Below are 14,405 nucleotides of genomic sequence, written 5' to 3'. Positions count from 1 at the left end.
ATGAAGCCAGCTGCAAGACTTGTATCTGGATGATTAAAGCAGGGGATCAGAGGCGTGTGTCCTTATAGCAGGTGTTTTACAGGGAAGTTGAAGTAGTACATAAATCCATGATGGGAGATGAGGGCGTGATGTGATGACTAAATTGACAGAGAAGCAGAAACGCTTTGCTGATAAATATATAGAGCTGGGGAATGGTACAAAGGCTGCTATTGAGGCAGGATATAGCAAGAAGACCGCTAGGGTTATCGGGCAAGAAAACCTGCTTAAACCTGCCATAAAGGCATACATTGACACTCGTCTTGCTGAAATGGATGAGAAGCGTGTGATGAAAGCAGATGAAGCGCTCGAATTGCTCACGAAGATAGCCAGAGGTGAATTAGGTGATTCAGTGGTTGTTAGTGGTGGATGGGGATATGAAATTATAGAGAAACCACCAGATATCAATCAGCGTAAAGATGCTGCTAAAGAGATCCTGAAGCGCTATCCTATGAATCGTACTGATGAGTTAAAAGAACGATTGCTTGAAGCTCAGGTATCTAAAACTCACGCAGAGACAGCGCGAATCGAACGTGATTCCAGTGAAGGTGAAGATGACATTATAGATGACTGGATAAGCGCGGTGACTGACGATGAGTAAACTTGAAGCATTCAAAAAGAAGATCCCAACTTATCGCAAAGAACCGTGGACATTCGCCAGAGAAGTGATGGATTTTGAACCTGATACATGGCAACTGGCAGTGTTAGAGGATTTAGTTGATCACACACATGTCAGTGTCAGATCAGGACAGGGTGTAGGTAAGACTGGATTAGAGGCAGTCGTGACATTATGGTATCTGTCATGCTTCCCTTATCCGAAAGTAATTGCAACTGCACCGACAAGGCAACAACTGCATGATGTATTATGGGCCGAGATTAGCAAGTGGCAGAGTAAAAGTCCATTACTCAAGCGAGTGCTGAAGTGGACAAAGACAAAGATATATATGAGAAAGCACGAGGAACGCTGGTTCGCTACTGCAAGGACAGCAACCAAGCCTGAGAACATGCAGGGGTTTCACGAGGATTACATGCTGTTCATTGTAGATGAGGCATCTGGTTTGGCTGATGACATCATGGAGGCTATTCTCGGTACATTGTCAGGTCCTCACAATAAGCTATTGATGTGTGGTAACCCTACGAGAACATCAGGCACGTTCTATGACTCTCACAATAAAGATCGTGAGTATTACCGCACGCATAAAGTCTCAAGTATGGACAGCACGAGAACCAGTAAGAAGAACATTGACATGCTGCTGAAAAAATACGGCCATGACAGTGACGTTGCTAGAGTGAGGATATTCGGAGACTTTCCGAGAGCTGAGTCAGATACCTTCATCCCTCTTGAGATCGTGGACATTGCGAAAGATGCGAACCTCAAGATTGATAAAGACGCAACGATTGCAGATCTCGGTGTCGATGTTGCCAGGTTCGGGGATGATGAAACAATTATTGCGCCACGCATTGGTGATAAGGTGCTTCCGTTAACCTTCTATCGCAAACAGGACACAACCGCAACGACTGGACATGTGTTGAAGCAAGCAAGAGAGATCATGCGAGCTAATAAGCATATTAAGCAGATATATATCAAAGTGGATGATAGTGGTGTCGGTGGCGGTGTTACTGACCAACTCAAGGAGGCTGTCAGAGAGCAGAAGCTTCCATATCGTATCTATCCAGTGATCAATAACGGTAAAGCTGATGATTATGAGCATTATGAGAATGTCGGGACTGAACAATGGGGCGTGTTACGCGATGCACTCGATGAAAGTATGTCAAAGCATCTGCAGGGTGAGCAGCCTACGATTGACCTGCCGAACGATGATAAACTCATATCTCAGTTGACTACACGTAAATACAGAATGACGAGCAAGGGCAAGATCGCACTTGAGCGAAAAGAAGAGATGAAGAAACGCGGACTGCAATCCCCAGATAGGGCGGATGCGGTCGTTTTGGCGTTTTACAGACCGAAGAGTGGCGTTTCTATTCTAAAGTAAAGGAGTTGAATCCATGTATCCACTAACACCAACCCACACAGAAGAGATCAATCAAAAGATCATAGAAGATGCACAGCTCAATGTGTCGCAGCTGATTAAAAAACTGATCGAGCATCACGACATCACGCAGATGGACGAGGGTGAGCGCTATTACAACAATGATAACGACATCAAGCGACGCATCCAGTATAAATATCTGAACGGTCAGAAGGTCGAGGATCTCGACAAGCCGAACAACAAGATCCCTCACGCATGGCACAAGCTGCTGGTTGATCAGAAGGTGAACTATCTGCTTGGCAATCCGATTAACTTTGTGGCAGATGATGAGGACCTGACTGAGCATATCAATACTTATTTAGGTGAACAGTGGGATGATGCTGCAATTGATATTGGTGTCGCTGTATCAAACAAAGGGAAAGAGTGGCTGCACCCTTACATCAATGAGCAAGGTGAATTCGACTTCATGATCATCCCTGCAGAGCAATCAATCCCGATCTGGAAGGATGACCAGGAGAAAGAGCTACACGCATTTATACGCTACTATCCAGACGGTGACACAATGGTTGCTGAGTATCACACGGATAAAGATGTCACATACTACCGCGCCTTTAATGGTGAATATGCGCTCGATGGATTAGTGGAAGATAATCCAATCGGGCATTTTTCTTTATACACAAAGGATGAACGGTTTGATTACGGATGGGGTAAGGTTCCATTCATTCAGTTCCTGAACAACAGCAGAGGCTTGAATGACCTCACATACTACAAAGCGATCATTGACGCATGGGACCGCAGAGTATCTGACAATCAGAATAACTTTGATGAGATCCAGGAGCTTATATTCGTGCTGAAAGATTATGAGGGTCAGGACCTGGGCGAGTTCATGAACAACCTCAAGCAATACAAGGCAATCAATGTAGAGGGTTCAGGTGGTGTTGAGACGCTTTCAGCTGAGATTCCGATGAATAGCATCGACATGCACATGAAGAACCTTAGAGAGTCTCTGTTCACGCAGGGGCAGGGTGTAGATGTCAGCACAGACAAGTTCGGTCAGTCACCTTCAGGCGTGGCGCTTGAGTTTCTATACAGTCTGCTTGATCTGAAAGCATCAGCGCTGGAAAGAAAGTGGCGCCCGGCATTGCAGGATCTGATCTGGTTCCTGTGCGAGTACCTGAGCATGAAGGGTGAGGGTGATTACGACTATAAGAGTGTGGATTATGTGTTTAAGAAGCGCCGCATCAGGAATGATCTTGAGACGGCTACGATTGCGCAGAATTCGCTCGGTGTGATCAGTCGTGAAACGGTCATCACAAATCATCCGTGGGTCCAAGACGTATCACAAGAACAGATGCGTATGGAAGCAGAAGCGCAGGCTACACCAACTGTCTCATTAGAGGATGAGGAAGATGAAGAAATTTAAACAAGGCGAAAAGGCGGTTGATCGTTATGTCTCATCAGTAGAGAAAGACCTCTTACGCAGCTATAACGCCTCTCTCAAGAAGATCAGAGGGGATCTCGCTGAGTTATACGAGAAATCAAACGGATCTTTTGCCGAAGCACAGAAGCGTAACCGCCTGACAAAGCTTGAGGCGCAGATATCAGATGAGATCAAAGCGCTGACAGGGTTAACAGCTAAGACTCTGAATAAAGGCGTGAAAGGCACATATACGCAGGCTAGAGAATGGACCATGTTTGGCATTGAGACAGATGGCAAGGTGCAATCAACGATTCGTTTTGCTGGCATGGATGCTAAGGCGGTTGAAGAGGCTGTCAAGAATCCATATGACCGCATAGGCTTCATTCAGCGCAACCGAGACAATCAGGCACTGCTCATTCGTCAGGTGAAGGATGAGATTGCACAGGGATTGATTCAGGGCAAATCATTTCAAGCGACTGCAAGGGATCTCAGAAAGCGTATGGAGATAGGAGCAAGCAAGGCAATCACGATTACTCGCACAGAAACAAAGCGCGTTCGTGGTCAGGCTCAGATCGACACGATGAATGAAGCTGCAGAAGCTGGCGTGAAGATGAAGAAACAATGGCTGGCAACGATTGACGGCACAACAAGAGACTCGCACCAATCGCTTGACGGTGTGACGGTTGAGCTTGATGAGGATTTTGTGAGCGATACAGGCGCAACCGGGCAGGGCCCAGGGCAGATGAACAGCCCGGAAGATGATATCAACTGCAGATGCACCCTGCTAACCATCATCGAAGGATTTGAGCCGCAACAACGCCGCATACGTGATGAAGGTATTGTTGATTACACGACATTCGATAAGTGGAAGGAGTCGAGGGGATGAGCGCAATCATCTTAAATGATAAAGAAATACAACAGAAACTTAAATACTGGCAGGAGAAGCTAAGGCTCGGAGACTGGAAAGTGAAACTTGAATTAGTTCCAGATCACAAACTGTCCAGCGACTCTTTAGGCGGGGAGTGTAACTGGTCTTTATTCACCAAAGAGGCAAAAATCGAAATATCTGATACAGGAGAATCGAGAGATGATGGTGTTCACACTTTTGATCATGAGTTTATTTTAGTTCATGAATTGTTACACCTTCACTTTGCTCCTATCACAGACAAATATATTGATACAGCAGACTTTGAGAGCTTTTACAGTCGGTATGAAGAAAACGCAATCAACATGATCACTGATGGATTGCTCGCAGTAAGCAGAGGGGAAAAAGAGCGCGTTGTCGAGATTGATGGTGTTGAGTAATGAGCCAATCACTAGAATTCGCATTCAAAGACGCGCTGACCTTCATCGGCAAACTGAACCTGATACTCGAAAAGCTAGATGATCCGCAGATTCCAGATGATGCCCGACAGGAGATGCTGAAACAGATGGAGTTTTTACTGGATAAGATCGGATAGGGGTGGATGATGTGAGATTTTTACTCGGATTATTAAATATCCATAGTCCAACAGGTAGCTTTGAGCATTCAAAATTTTATAGATTTGGTCAATTTATTCGCAAATTATCAAGGAGGTGATCACTTGCACTACTCGTTAAGTCAAATTCGAGAAAGGTAAGGTGGTCTACTCTATCTGCCAACTATGGCTTAAATAGCACTCGACCTGATCCGCATGTCGTTAAAAGGCAGTAAACACTATATCGGAGCGTTGTCCGTAATAAACGTATATAGGAGGAAAAACAATGAAAGAACTACTAGAACAATTATCTAAAGGTGAAACAACCGTTGATGAAGTGTTAAAAGCAATTGATGAAGCTGATAAAGAGAAAGTTCCACGCTCACGCCTGAATGACAAGATCGATGAGATCAAAGAACTGCAGCAGCAGATGAAAGACCGTGACGCTCAGCTTGAGGAACTCGGCAAAAAGGCAAAGGGCAGCGAAGAACTTGAGGCTGAGATCGAGAAGCTGAAGCAGGCAAATGCTGAGACTGAAAAAGAGTATCAGGGTAAGTTGCAACAGCAGGCTTTTGATGCAGCATTAACAGACGCTTTAAGATCAGCGCAGGTACGCAATCCTAAAGCAGTAAAAGCACTACTGAATAGCGAGAACATCAAACTGGATGGCGAGAAGCTGCTCGGACTTGATGACCAACTAAGCGCGCTCAAAGAGAGTGACGCTTATTTATTTGCCGCGGAAAAGGATCCGGAGCCACCTAAACTGGGTGGGCGTGACCCGAATCCGAGCAAGACACCGCCAGCAGGGGTGAGCAAGGACAAGCTGAAAACGATGTCCTATAAAGAGCTGGTGCAATTCAAGACAGAACACCCGCAGCAATACGAAGCACTTACTAAATCAGAATAAAAGGAGAATGATGAACAATGGCACAAACACAACTACAACACATGGTGGATCCAGAGGTAATGGCACAGATGATTTCTGCAGGACTTGAGGATGCAATTCGATTCGCGCCTCTTGCTAATGTAGACCGCACACTCGTGGGGCGTCCTGGATCTACGGTGACAGTACCTAGATTCCAATATATTGGTGATGCAAAAACGGTGGCTGAGGGAGCACCGATCGATCTTGAGCTGCTTCAGACTGCTACTGATGAATTTACCATCAAAAAGGTAGCAAAAGGGGTAGAACTGACAGATGAGTCAGTGTTATCTGGATATGGTGACCCGATCGGTGAGGCTGCACGCCAACTACGTCTTTCAATTGCAGCTAAAGCAGACAGCGACGCTCTTGAGGCGCTTGATTCTACAACACTTGCGTACACTGACGGAACAGCTTGGGATCTTGCTACAATTGATGCTGCTATGGCGATCTTTAACGATGAGGATCAGGAAGGCGCTGTACTTCTGATGCATCCTCAAGATGCGGGTAAGCTACGTGTAGCTGTTGCTGACAACTGGGCACGTGCTTCAGAGCTTGGAGACAACCTGATTGTATCTGGCGCATTCGGTGAGGTTCTGGGCGCACAGGTTATTCGATCTCGTAAGATTACAGAAGGCACTGCATACCTTGTTAAGCCGGGTGCTCTTGGTATGTACCTAAAGCGTGATGTTGAGGTAGAAACTGATCGTGATATCACAACTAAAACTACAGTGATGACTGCTGATCAGCATTACGGTGTACACCTGTATGATGAGTCGAAAGCAATCAAAATTACTGTTACTGAAACACCTTAAATGAGGGAGCATAACGCTCTCTCTTTTTTATTATGAGGAGGAATGAATATGTTACTGAGGAGGCATCGCAATGGCGACAAAAGGAAGAGTCAAGCCGGGCGGTACGAAGGACATGAGGTTGAAGCGCAACCGCAAACTCAAGGGGCAGCCGACACCAGGCAGACCGAAGGACAAGAGAATCAAGAGAAATCGCTGAGTGATTACACTGTGCCTGAGTTGAAAGCACAGGCCAAAGATAAAGGTCATACAGGCTACTCAACAATGGATAAGGGCGAATTAGTCAAACTGTTAGGCGGTGAGTGATATGCCATACGCGCCGATTGTAGATGTGGAATATGCAAAACGGAACATGAATGTGGAGCCGGGCAAAATACCCGACGATGCTGTCATTGAAGATAAGATCACAGAGGCTGAGTATTTCATCCGTGAGTATTGCAACAACGCTTATATTAACGGACTCCCTTTATCTTATCGTCGCAACATCGTGAAGATGGTTGAGTTTGATATCAACCGGAAAGCAGGGTACACCTCAGAAGGTCTCTCAAGGCACTCAGAAGGGTTTGCGCAAGAATACCCTGCTGATGTATTGCTCGGCTTAAAGAGGTCGCTCAAATGGTGAAGGTACAGCGCTTTACGTCCACTGATAACGGATATGGTGGCAGTACACAGACATGGGCCGATCATTTAGATGTTGAGGGTGTGATTGATATGTTGTCCGGGAATGAAGTGATCGCTCAAGATGCGCTCTCCCGGACATCCAGTCACATCCTCATTTTATTTGAGATTGTGGACATCAAGAGGGGTGACCGGGTGCTGGATAATGGCGATCAGTACCGGGTCACGTATGTTGACAATCCGATGAATCTTGACAGGCAGCTCGAGGTTAATCTGCTGTGGGAGAAAGAGGTGAGTGAGGATGGCTAAGAAAGGCGGCTATAAGTCTTATCGTAAGGAAGTAGACGTGAAGCTGAAGGCGAGCGAGAAGGCAGCGCTAACAGCTATTGGTGCATTCGTGGAATCAGAGGCGAAGGTGAGAACGCCTGTTGATACCGGGAACCTGCGTGACTCTATTACTTATCGAGTCAATGAGGGTGAGAAGAATGTTGCTATAGGGACTAACGCTGAATACGCTCAATGGGTTGAAAAGGGAAGCTCTCGTTCATCTGCTCAACCATTCCTAACACCTGCAGTCGAATCCAACACCTCACGCATACAAGAATTGGTCAGAGGAGCGTGGAAGATGTGATTGAGGTATTCAAAACAATCTTTCAGCGCCTGAACACTGGCTGGAAAGTCTATTTCGAGGAAGCAGACGGAACATTGATCCCTGATGATTATATCGTCTTTAAACTACCTCCTGCTGATGCTGAGAAGTATCGCGACAACCTCATATTAGAAGTGACGCTGTGGTCGAGGCTTGGAGATCGTGACACTGCTCACCTTGATCAGAAGTGGTCAGACATTGATAAGCAATTGAAACACTATGTACATCTCGATGAGCACAACTTTATGAAATTCGAGAAGATCAGCCAGGGCATGATTCCAGATCCAGATGACAATGTAAGGCGCAGGGAGTTGCGCTACTTAATTAAACGAGAAGAAAGGAATGATTATTGATGCCACCAGTTAAAACAACAGGCTACACGAGCAAGACATCAGAGCGCTATTTAATGGATGCAGGCGCTGTATATAAGAACCTCACATTTGATGAGTTAACAGGAGAAGCAACAGGTGATCTGCTTGGTGCTACAAGTGGAGGTAATGAGCTTGTAATTGAGCAGGAGACGCGAGAGGTAGAGGTCGATGGTGTTAAATCCCGCACAAAAGGCGGAACAATCCTTGTGCGCGAGGATGCAAACCTGACAGTAAACCTAAAGGAATTGACTGCCGATAACATCACAATGGCGATTGCTGGTGCTAGTAAAACAGCGTCAGACATTGAAGGGTATGACGAGATCAAGGGTAAAGGCCGCATTGATATTGAGGACTATACAGGGAACGTTGCACTTGTAGCTCGCTTATCGGGCAACCAGAAGCCGATCATCGTTGTGCTTGAAAATGTCCTGTCAATGGAAGGGCTCACGCTGACGACTGAGGACGACAACGAAGCTGTTGTTGCGCTAAATCTTGGCGCTCACTACGATGAGGACGAAACAGGCGTTGCTGAAAGCCCTTATACAATCTATTGGCCGACAGAAGCAGCAGCAGAATAATAACACTTAACGACCTCTTAACCGGGGTCGTTTTTACTTATAACTGAGGAGGATTCACATACATGAGAACACTAAAATTTACTGACGCATTTAAGGTATCGCGCATTCTTGGCAAGATGAAGATCCGCGTGGAGTTTGTTGAAGCAATGACGCAGGACCAGATGGGTATCGCACTGATCCAGGGCATTATGGAGAACCTCCATGAAGCAGAGAAAGAGGTTGTGGATCTGCTGGCTGATATGAAAGGTGTAAGCAAGAAAGAGATCGAGAACCTGCCATTTGATGAAGTGGTTGAACTGATCGAAGAATTTAAGAATATGCCGGAATTAAAAAGTTTTTTTACTTCAGTTTCCAAGTTGATGAAGTAACCGCACTAGACTTTATCCTCACACGTTATCCAAACAGCGATTACGTGTTAAACCTACCGTTTGAACAAGCCTCTAACCTCTTTATAGAGGCGAATAAAAAGTATCAGGATGAACGCTTGTGGGATATGTGGCTGGCTGTTTATCCGAATATGACCAAAGAAAATTTCGTCAGCTTTGAACAGTTCAAGATTAACGCCACCAGATCAAGCCAAATGAAGCGATCTGAAGAGGAAATCATCAAGGATAGCGAAAACATACTGAAGTCATTACGCAAACGCAGGAGCGCTCAATAGGGTGCTCTTTTTATTTTGCTCAAGAAGGAGGTGGACATCATAAAATTATTCGAATTGTTTGGGGAGATATCGCTTAAGGATGAAGCATCTAAAGGACTTGACGGCGTAGAAGGCAAAGCCGAGAAAGCTGGCAGTAAATTTGGCAAGATGGGTAAAGCTGTCGCTGTCGGTGGTGCTGCTGTCGGTGCTGCGGCAGTTGGTGCTGGTGCTGCGTTATTCGGACTAGCAACAAGAGCTGGTGACAACGCTGACCGTATTCTTGATCTGAACGCAATCACAGGTATGAGCACAGACTCAATCCAGGAGTGGCAGAACGCTGCAAAGGTTGCCGGGGTTGATACTGAAACGATGACACGAGCATCCGAGAAGTTAACTAAGCAGATGGACATCCTAGAGAGTGGCACAGGAAAGCAGTCTGAAGCACTTGCTGGACTCGGCATGAGCTATGACGACATAAACAACGCATCGCCTGATGAACGTATGGATATGGTCGCTAAAGCTCTAGCAGGAGTAGAAGATCCGGCCGAACGCGCAAGACTTGGAACTGATCTGCTCGGCGGAGCTTGGAAAGACCTTGCACCGATCGTATCAATGGGTGCTGATGGCATGGACGAAGCCAAAGCAGCTGCTCATGATCTTGGCGCTGTCATGAGTGAAGACTCACTGAATGATGCTAATAACTTCCGGATCGGGATGGAGAACCTGAAGACAATGATGGGCGGTTTCGCCAATCAGATCGGTGCTGCAGTAGCTCCTATTCTTACAGACGTTCTGTTACCGGCGTTTGAAAACATGATCCCGGTCATTATGTCATTTGGTGAGAAAATCGTTGAATGGATTCTCAAAGCGATAGATGTGATCCAGCAGATCAGCGAGAAAGTCCGGGAGTGGGTGTCCAATAACGAGGGGCAGATCAACAATATTAAAGAGCAATTCCAAAATTTTGTTGATACCGTGATTAATTTAGTGACTGGATTTGTGGAGTTACTGATTGCGATTTGGCAAGCGTGGGGTCCACAGATTACTTCTGTACTAGAATCAACGTGGTCTGTCATTAAGGCGGTTTTCAAAACTGCTTTTGATCTCATTGTCGATATTTTCAACGTTTTCGCAGCGCTTTTTCGTGGAGATTGGACAGGCTTGTGGGAGGCAGTCAAAACATTACTGTCTAACGCATGGACTAATATCCAAAACGTGCTATCTGCAGCGCTTGATTTGCTTACTTCAAATATTAAATTGGCCTATGAAGTAGCGAAGGATTTAATAGGCGCAGCGCTTCAGTGGATGTGGAATAAAACGAAAGAAATCTGGGCTAATTTGGTCGCCTCAGTCGTTTCTTACCTTGTGAATATGGTCAGCAACATCTCAGAAAAGATGCAGGCGGCGAAGAACTGGGTTCAAAATAAATTCGAGGAAGCGCGATCTGCAGCTGCTCAAAAGTTGGCAAATTTAGTTTCTGCAGTCATTGAGAAATTCACATCAGTCGTGACAAATGTCCGGAATAAGATGACCGAAGCGAAAAATAAGGTGTCTGAAATTTGGGAGTCGGTCAAATCACTTACTTCTACTGCGCTTGAAACCGTGGTCAGATTCGTGACGACCCGGTTTACTCGTTTAGTTGCAGCTGTGCGCGAAAAAATGACAGATGCGAAGAATAAGATTTCTGAAATTTGGGGTCAGGTTCAATCATTCTTTGATGGAATTAACCTATATCAGACTGGTAAGGACGTTATTTTAGGGCTCGTGAATGGTATTGGTTCAATGGTTAATGCTGCAAAGAACAAAGCGATAGAGGTTGCTGAGGGTGTTGTTGGTGCTGTGAAGGGCATCTTTAAGACCGCATCACCTTCCAAGGTCACGACAGAGATTGGTACAAACGTTGGTGAGGGTCTTGTCATCGGTATGGACGGAATGATCCGTAAAGCATCACAGGCGGCTCAATCGTTAGCGAATGCAGCAATGCCGATGCCGAATGTTGAGACATCAGCAGCGCGTAGTCTCGTGCAGAGTGCTGGCAGTACAATGAGCAATGCACAAAGCAATTCAAGTGTTAGAGGTAGTGACAGACCTATTGTCCTTCAGACAGTTCTATCTGACGGCACTGTGATTGCGGAAGCTGCTTTTGAAAGCATGAACAGATTGTTTGGTCAGGCATCTAATGCAGATAGCTTTATGAAAGGGGTGAGAGGATGACAAATGTAAAGCTCTATGATAGGAATTTCAATGAAATAGAATTACCGGGCGTCAAATGGCTTGAGTTTACACCTCTCCCTCAGACAGCCAGAAGAAAGACTGAAGAGTCCGGAAATGGTGAGATAGTCATAAGTCAAAGCAAAGGACCTCGCAGGATTAATGCGAGGTTCAAGTCTGATTCATCAGGATTTATCTATTACAAGCTTATGAGAGATGAACACTTTGATCTCTTAGATCCTACTAAATTCATGTGGGCTGTGGATTTCAGTGTCTCAGGTAAGATGTGGGGTATTTATGTGGATGGTCATTCTATTGATCGTATTAATGGAAGTGTTGCAGAAGTGACGCTTGAATTATATTCCCCTGGTTCATACGCCATCAGCAGAGGGACCACGATGGATGATTTCACTTATGACTCTGAGTTGTGGGGTTATGGTATGGGCCTGAAATATGATGCTGCTACACAGGATTATATCCATAATACGAGCTCATTCATGATTTACAACGCAGGCAATCAGGAAGTGGATCCGCGCGAGAGTGAATTAGTCATCACGCTGACATCGTCTACAGCAACTGCAGCAGGGTTCATCATTCGCAACAATACAACTAACGAAACGTGGAAGTATAACGGCAATCTGAATGCTGGTGACCAAATTATCATTGATGGTGTTCAGATGGAAAAGAACGCCATGAATATTGTCGGTGATACGGATCTCGATGTGATCAGCCTTGCACCGGGAGAAAATCAAATACAGATTACAGGCATAACCGGAGCGTTCGAAATCTCATTCGAGTTCCGGTTTTTGTATGCGTAAGGAGGTGCGACATTGCTACCAGTAACCAATCTAGCAGGGAAAACAAAGCTCCTCAGACATATTAAACAGGTAGTGCGTACACGCAGGGTGAATGGTGAGAAAACACTTGCATTCGTTGCGCTACCTGACAGTCGGGATGAAGAAGCCTGGGCTTATGTAGATACTGAATCAAAAGTGAATTTCTTAGGTGATGAGTTTATCATCAAACAAAACAATGAAAAGGGTGTCGGCAATCAATCTATCAAACAGATTGAAGCCGTTCACTCTTTTTTTGATGTCATGATCAACTGCTTTCAGTACGACCTGCACAGTGGCTCACAGACGTTCTTTGCTGCACTCACAAGAGTGTTTGACCCTACACCATATAACTTCTCCATTATTGACTCATTTGGTGCTGAGACATTTGAAAACTTCGGGCGAGAGAATTGTTTGTCACTTTTTCAAACTGTCTTGCAGCGTTACGGTTCAGAGTTTGAATTGATCGGCAATACAGTGCGCTTAAAACGTCAAATTGGAGCCGATACAGGCTTTCAATTCCGTTGGAAGCATAATGTTAAGGCGATTGATAAAAGCGTTGATACGAAAAGTTTAGCCACCGTAATAAAAGGTTTCGGAGGCACACCGGATGAGGATGACGTATATCCGATTCAAGAAACGCACACATCTGATAATATTGCGATCTTTGGAGAAAAGATAGCGGAGGCAATTTATAACGAAAGCCTATCTACTTCCCCTGGCATGAAGGCGCATTTGGAAAAGGTTCTAATTGATGAACCTCAACTTTCAATCACCGTGGACATCACCGATCGTGACAGGTTCCGTAATGAGGGTGATCGCGGCTATATCATCTATGAACCTATGAAGATCAAGGTCAGCGCCAGGGTTGTGGAAGTGCAGGAAACGTATGAGTACATTGATAAACAATGGAAAGTCGTGAATACAAATGTGACATTATCCAATCTAAAAGAAAAGCTCACAGATCAGAACACTCGATTTGCTCAGGCATCAAAGCGTGTGGACAGGCTGTTTGAAGGTAGAGAGTCATTACCTTATAACGTGCTTCCTGAAGCCGTCAGGATTGCTTCTGAAGCCATTAACAATAGTTTAACTGAAATACAGTACCCGCCTGGTCAAGGAATTGTGCTGCAGGACCCTAACAACCCGAATAGATTGATTAGACTGACCAGTGCAGGGATCGGAATATCAGATGACGGAGGAGTAACGTACCGCACAGCAATGACAGGTGTCGGTATTGTTGCTGATGAAATTGTCACAGGCATATTGAGAGCTAATAACGTTGCAATAGTCGGTGAGGATGATCTGTTCTTCTGGGATGGAACTGGACTGTGGGCGATTAATCCGAATGATAATACTAAATACGTCAAATTGGATTCAAATGGTTTATATATCGCTAAAGGCGCAGTCACTATTGAGCGACCAGACGGCTATAAAAGCATTGATAACGGCATGAGTGTATTTGATGTAAATATTCAGGGAGTGGAACCTGCATTTCATGGCCCGGGTGTGACTCTTGTACAGAAAGCATATGCTCAGTGGCTTAGTACGCGCAGTACTGATTCAGTAGATTTTAATCAATACAGTTTTGAACACAAAGCGAGATATTTGAAAGTGCGTTTCAGAGTATTAGCAAGTGGATCTAATGTTGCAAGGTTCGAAATCTGGAAGGATGGCGCATTGCAAGTGGGGGCCATGACAGACGTTTCTAATGAATATGATCCAAGTGTTATAAATGGATCGACATTAACCGTTGATTTAGGTGTCCCAACAGGCAATCCGGGCACATTTCAGATTCGTATTAGATCATCAGTTGCCGGAGAAGATGCGTTCGCAATGGTGAGCAGAAAATGGCTGGAGGGATAGC

General features: G+C 45.3%; 18 protein-coding genes. All 18 read left to right on the top strand.

Features of this window, described 5'->3' with window-relative positions; all coding sequences use genetic code 11:
* Positions 1–133: 133 nt before the first annotated feature.
* The 18 genes from DH10bf12_RS17105 to DH10bf12_RS17020 all read left to right on the top strand — a co-directional run bounded on the left by DH10bf12_RS17105 (position 134) and on the right by DH10bf12_RS17020 (position 14,404).
* On the top strand, positions 134–637 hold the full coding sequence (locus DH10bf12_RS17105; RefSeq protein WP_471736420.1) for a terminase small subunit: 504 nt from the start codon (positions 134–136) through the stop codon (positions 635–637).
* Positions 624–2,030, top strand: a complete 1,407-nt coding sequence (locus tag DH10bf12_RS17100; protein WP_471738262.1) for a DEAD/DEAH box helicase family protein — start codon at positions 624–626, stop codon at positions 2,028–2,030. Before DH10bf12_RS17105 ends, DH10bf12_RS17100 begins: the two co-directional genes overlap by 14 nt.
* A 13-nt stretch (positions 2,031–2,043) precedes the next feature.
* Positions 2,044–3,450, top strand: a complete 1,407-nt coding sequence (locus DH10bf12_RS17095) for a phage portal protein (RefSeq protein WP_471736419.1) — start codon at positions 2,044–2,046, stop codon at positions 3,448–3,450.
* Entirely contained in the window at positions 3,428–4,333 is a 906-nt protein-coding gene (locus DH10bf12_RS17090) for a phage minor head protein (protein ID WP_471736418.1), read from the top strand. Before DH10bf12_RS17095 ends, DH10bf12_RS17090 begins: the two co-directional genes overlap by 23 nt.
* Positions 4,330–4,752, top strand: coding sequence for a hypothetical protein (locus DH10bf12_RS17085; protein ID WP_471736417.1), 423 nt, complete (start codon positions 4,330–4,332; stop codon positions 4,750–4,752). The genes DH10bf12_RS17090 and DH10bf12_RS17085 overlap by 4 nt, the downstream gene beginning before the upstream one ends.
* The gene (locus DH10bf12_RS17080; protein WP_471736416.1) at positions 4,752–4,907 is read left to right on the top strand and encodes a hypothetical protein; all 156 of its coding nucleotides are present in this window, start codon (positions 4,752–4,754) and stop codon (positions 4,905–4,907) included. Before DH10bf12_RS17085 ends, DH10bf12_RS17080 begins: the two co-directional genes overlap by 1 nt.
* A gap of 283 nt (positions 4,908–5,190) precedes the next feature.
* A complete protein-coding gene (locus tag DH10bf12_RS17075; RefSeq protein ID WP_471736415.1) occupies positions 5,191–5,811 on the top strand; it encodes a phage scaffolding protein in 621 nt (206 codons plus the stop codon).
* A gap of 17 nt (positions 5,812–5,828) precedes the next feature.
* On the top strand, positions 5,829–6,641 hold the full coding sequence (locus DH10bf12_RS17070; protein ID WP_471736414.1) for a N4-gp56 family major capsid protein: 813 nt from the start codon (positions 5,829–5,831) through the stop codon (positions 6,639–6,641).
* A gap of 42 nt (positions 6,642–6,683) precedes the next feature.
* Positions 6,684–6,944, top strand: a complete 261-nt coding sequence (locus DH10bf12_RS17065; RefSeq protein ID WP_471736413.1) for a hypothetical protein — start codon at positions 6,684–6,686, stop codon at positions 6,942–6,944.
* A gap of 1 nt (position 6,945) precedes the next feature.
* Positions 6,946–7,260, top strand: a complete 315-nt coding sequence (locus tag DH10bf12_RS17060) for a head-tail connector protein (protein WP_471736412.1) — start codon at positions 6,946–6,948, stop codon at positions 7,258–7,260.
* On the top strand, positions 7,254–7,565 hold the full coding sequence (locus tag DH10bf12_RS17055) for a phage head closure protein (RefSeq protein ID WP_471736411.1): 312 nt from the start codon (positions 7,254–7,256) through the stop codon (positions 7,563–7,565). Before DH10bf12_RS17060 ends, DH10bf12_RS17055 begins: the two co-directional genes overlap by 7 nt.
* Complete coding sequence (locus DH10bf12_RS17050; protein WP_471736410.1) at positions 7,558–7,887, top strand: HK97-gp10 family putative phage morphogenesis protein; 330 nt, start codon at positions 7,558–7,560, stop codon at positions 7,885–7,887. Before DH10bf12_RS17055 ends, DH10bf12_RS17050 begins: the two co-directional genes overlap by 8 nt.
* The gene (locus tag DH10bf12_RS17045; RefSeq protein WP_471736409.1) at positions 7,884–8,258 is read left to right on the top strand and encodes a hypothetical protein; all 375 of its coding nucleotides are present in this window, start codon (positions 7,884–7,886) and stop codon (positions 8,256–8,258) included. The genes DH10bf12_RS17050 and DH10bf12_RS17045 overlap by 4 nt, the downstream gene beginning before the upstream one ends.
* A complete protein-coding gene (locus DH10bf12_RS17040; RefSeq protein ID WP_471736408.1) occupies positions 8,258–8,854 on the top strand; it encodes a hypothetical protein in 597 nt (198 codons plus the stop codon). The genes DH10bf12_RS17045 and DH10bf12_RS17040 overlap by 1 nt, the downstream gene beginning before the upstream one ends.
* Positions 8,855–8,916: 62 nt before the next feature.
* The gene (locus DH10bf12_RS17035) at positions 8,917–9,222 is read left to right on the top strand and encodes a hypothetical protein (RefSeq protein ID WP_471736407.1); all 306 of its coding nucleotides are present in this window, start codon (positions 8,917–8,919) and stop codon (positions 9,220–9,222) included.
* A gap of 323 nt (positions 9,223–9,545) precedes the next feature.
* On the top strand, positions 9,546–11,708 hold the full coding sequence (locus DH10bf12_RS17030; RefSeq protein ID WP_471736406.1) for a phage tail protein: 2,163 nt from the start codon (positions 9,546–9,548) through the stop codon (positions 11,706–11,708).
* Positions 11,705–12,523 carry a phage distal tail protein gene (locus tag DH10bf12_RS17025; RefSeq protein ID WP_471736405.1) on the top strand — a complete coding sequence of 273 codons (819 nt, stop codon included), beginning with the start codon at positions 11,705–11,707 and terminating at the stop codon, positions 12,521–12,523. Before DH10bf12_RS17030 ends, DH10bf12_RS17025 begins: the two co-directional genes overlap by 4 nt.
* Positions 12,524–12,535: 12 nt before the next feature.
* Positions 12,536–14,404, top strand: coding sequence for a phage tail spike protein (locus tag DH10bf12_RS17020; protein ID WP_471736404.1), 1,869 nt, complete (start codon positions 12,536–12,538; stop codon positions 14,402–14,404).
* The last annotated feature ends 1 nt before the right edge of the window (position 14,405 follow it).

It is taken from the genome of Jeotgalibacillus sp. 10bf12 (assembly GCF_055597105.1).
Note: the sequence above shows the minus strand (reverse complement) of the source record. Positions and strands in the feature narration are given on the sequence as shown.

Coding starts and splice junctions, on each gene's coding strand:
- DH10bf12_RS17105 (WP_471736420.1), top strand. CDS start 134: ATGACTAAATTGACAGAGAAGCAGAAACGCTTTGCTGATAAATATATA.
- DH10bf12_RS17095 (WP_471736419.1), top strand. CDS start 2,044: ATGTATCCACTAACACCAACCCACACAGAAGAGATCAATCAAAAGATC.
- DH10bf12_RS17090 (WP_471736418.1), top strand. CDS start 3,428: ATGAGGAAGATGAAGAAATTTAAACAAGGCGAAAAGGCGGTTGATCGT.
- DH10bf12_RS17085 (WP_471736417.1), top strand. CDS start 4,330: ATGAGCGCAATCATCTTAAATGATAAAGAAATACAACAGAAACTTAAA.
- DH10bf12_RS17080 (WP_471736416.1), top strand. CDS start 4,752: ATGAGCCAATCACTAGAATTCGCATTCAAAGACGCGCTGACCTTCATC.
- DH10bf12_RS17075 (WP_471736415.1), top strand. CDS start 5,191: ATGAAAGAACTACTAGAACAATTATCTAAAGGTGAAACAACCGTTGAT.
- DH10bf12_RS17070 (WP_471736414.1), top strand. CDS start 5,829: ATGGCACAAACACAACTACAACACATGGTGGATCCAGAGGTAATGGCA.
- DH10bf12_RS17065 (WP_471736413.1), top strand. CDS start 6,684: ATGAATATGTTACTGAGGAGGCATCGCAATGGCGACAAAAGGAAGAGT.
- DH10bf12_RS17060 (WP_471736412.1), top strand. CDS start 6,946: ATGCCATACGCGCCGATTGTAGATGTGGAATATGCAAAACGGAACATG.
- DH10bf12_RS17055 (WP_471736411.1), top strand. CDS start 7,254: ATGGTGAAGGTACAGCGCTTTACGTCCACTGATAACGGATATGGTGGC.
- DH10bf12_RS17050 (WP_471736410.1), top strand. CDS start 7,558: ATGGCTAAGAAAGGCGGCTATAAGTCTTATCGTAAGGAAGTAGACGTG.
- DH10bf12_RS17040 (WP_471736408.1), top strand. CDS start 8,258: ATGCCACCAGTTAAAACAACAGGCTACACGAGCAAGACATCAGAGCGC.
- DH10bf12_RS17035 (WP_471736407.1), top strand. CDS start 8,917: ATGAGAACACTAAAATTTACTGACGCATTTAAGGTATCGCGCATTCTT.
- DH10bf12_RS17025 (WP_471736405.1), top strand. CDS start 11,705: ATGACAAATGTAAAGCTCTATGATAGGAATTTCAATGAAATAGAATTA.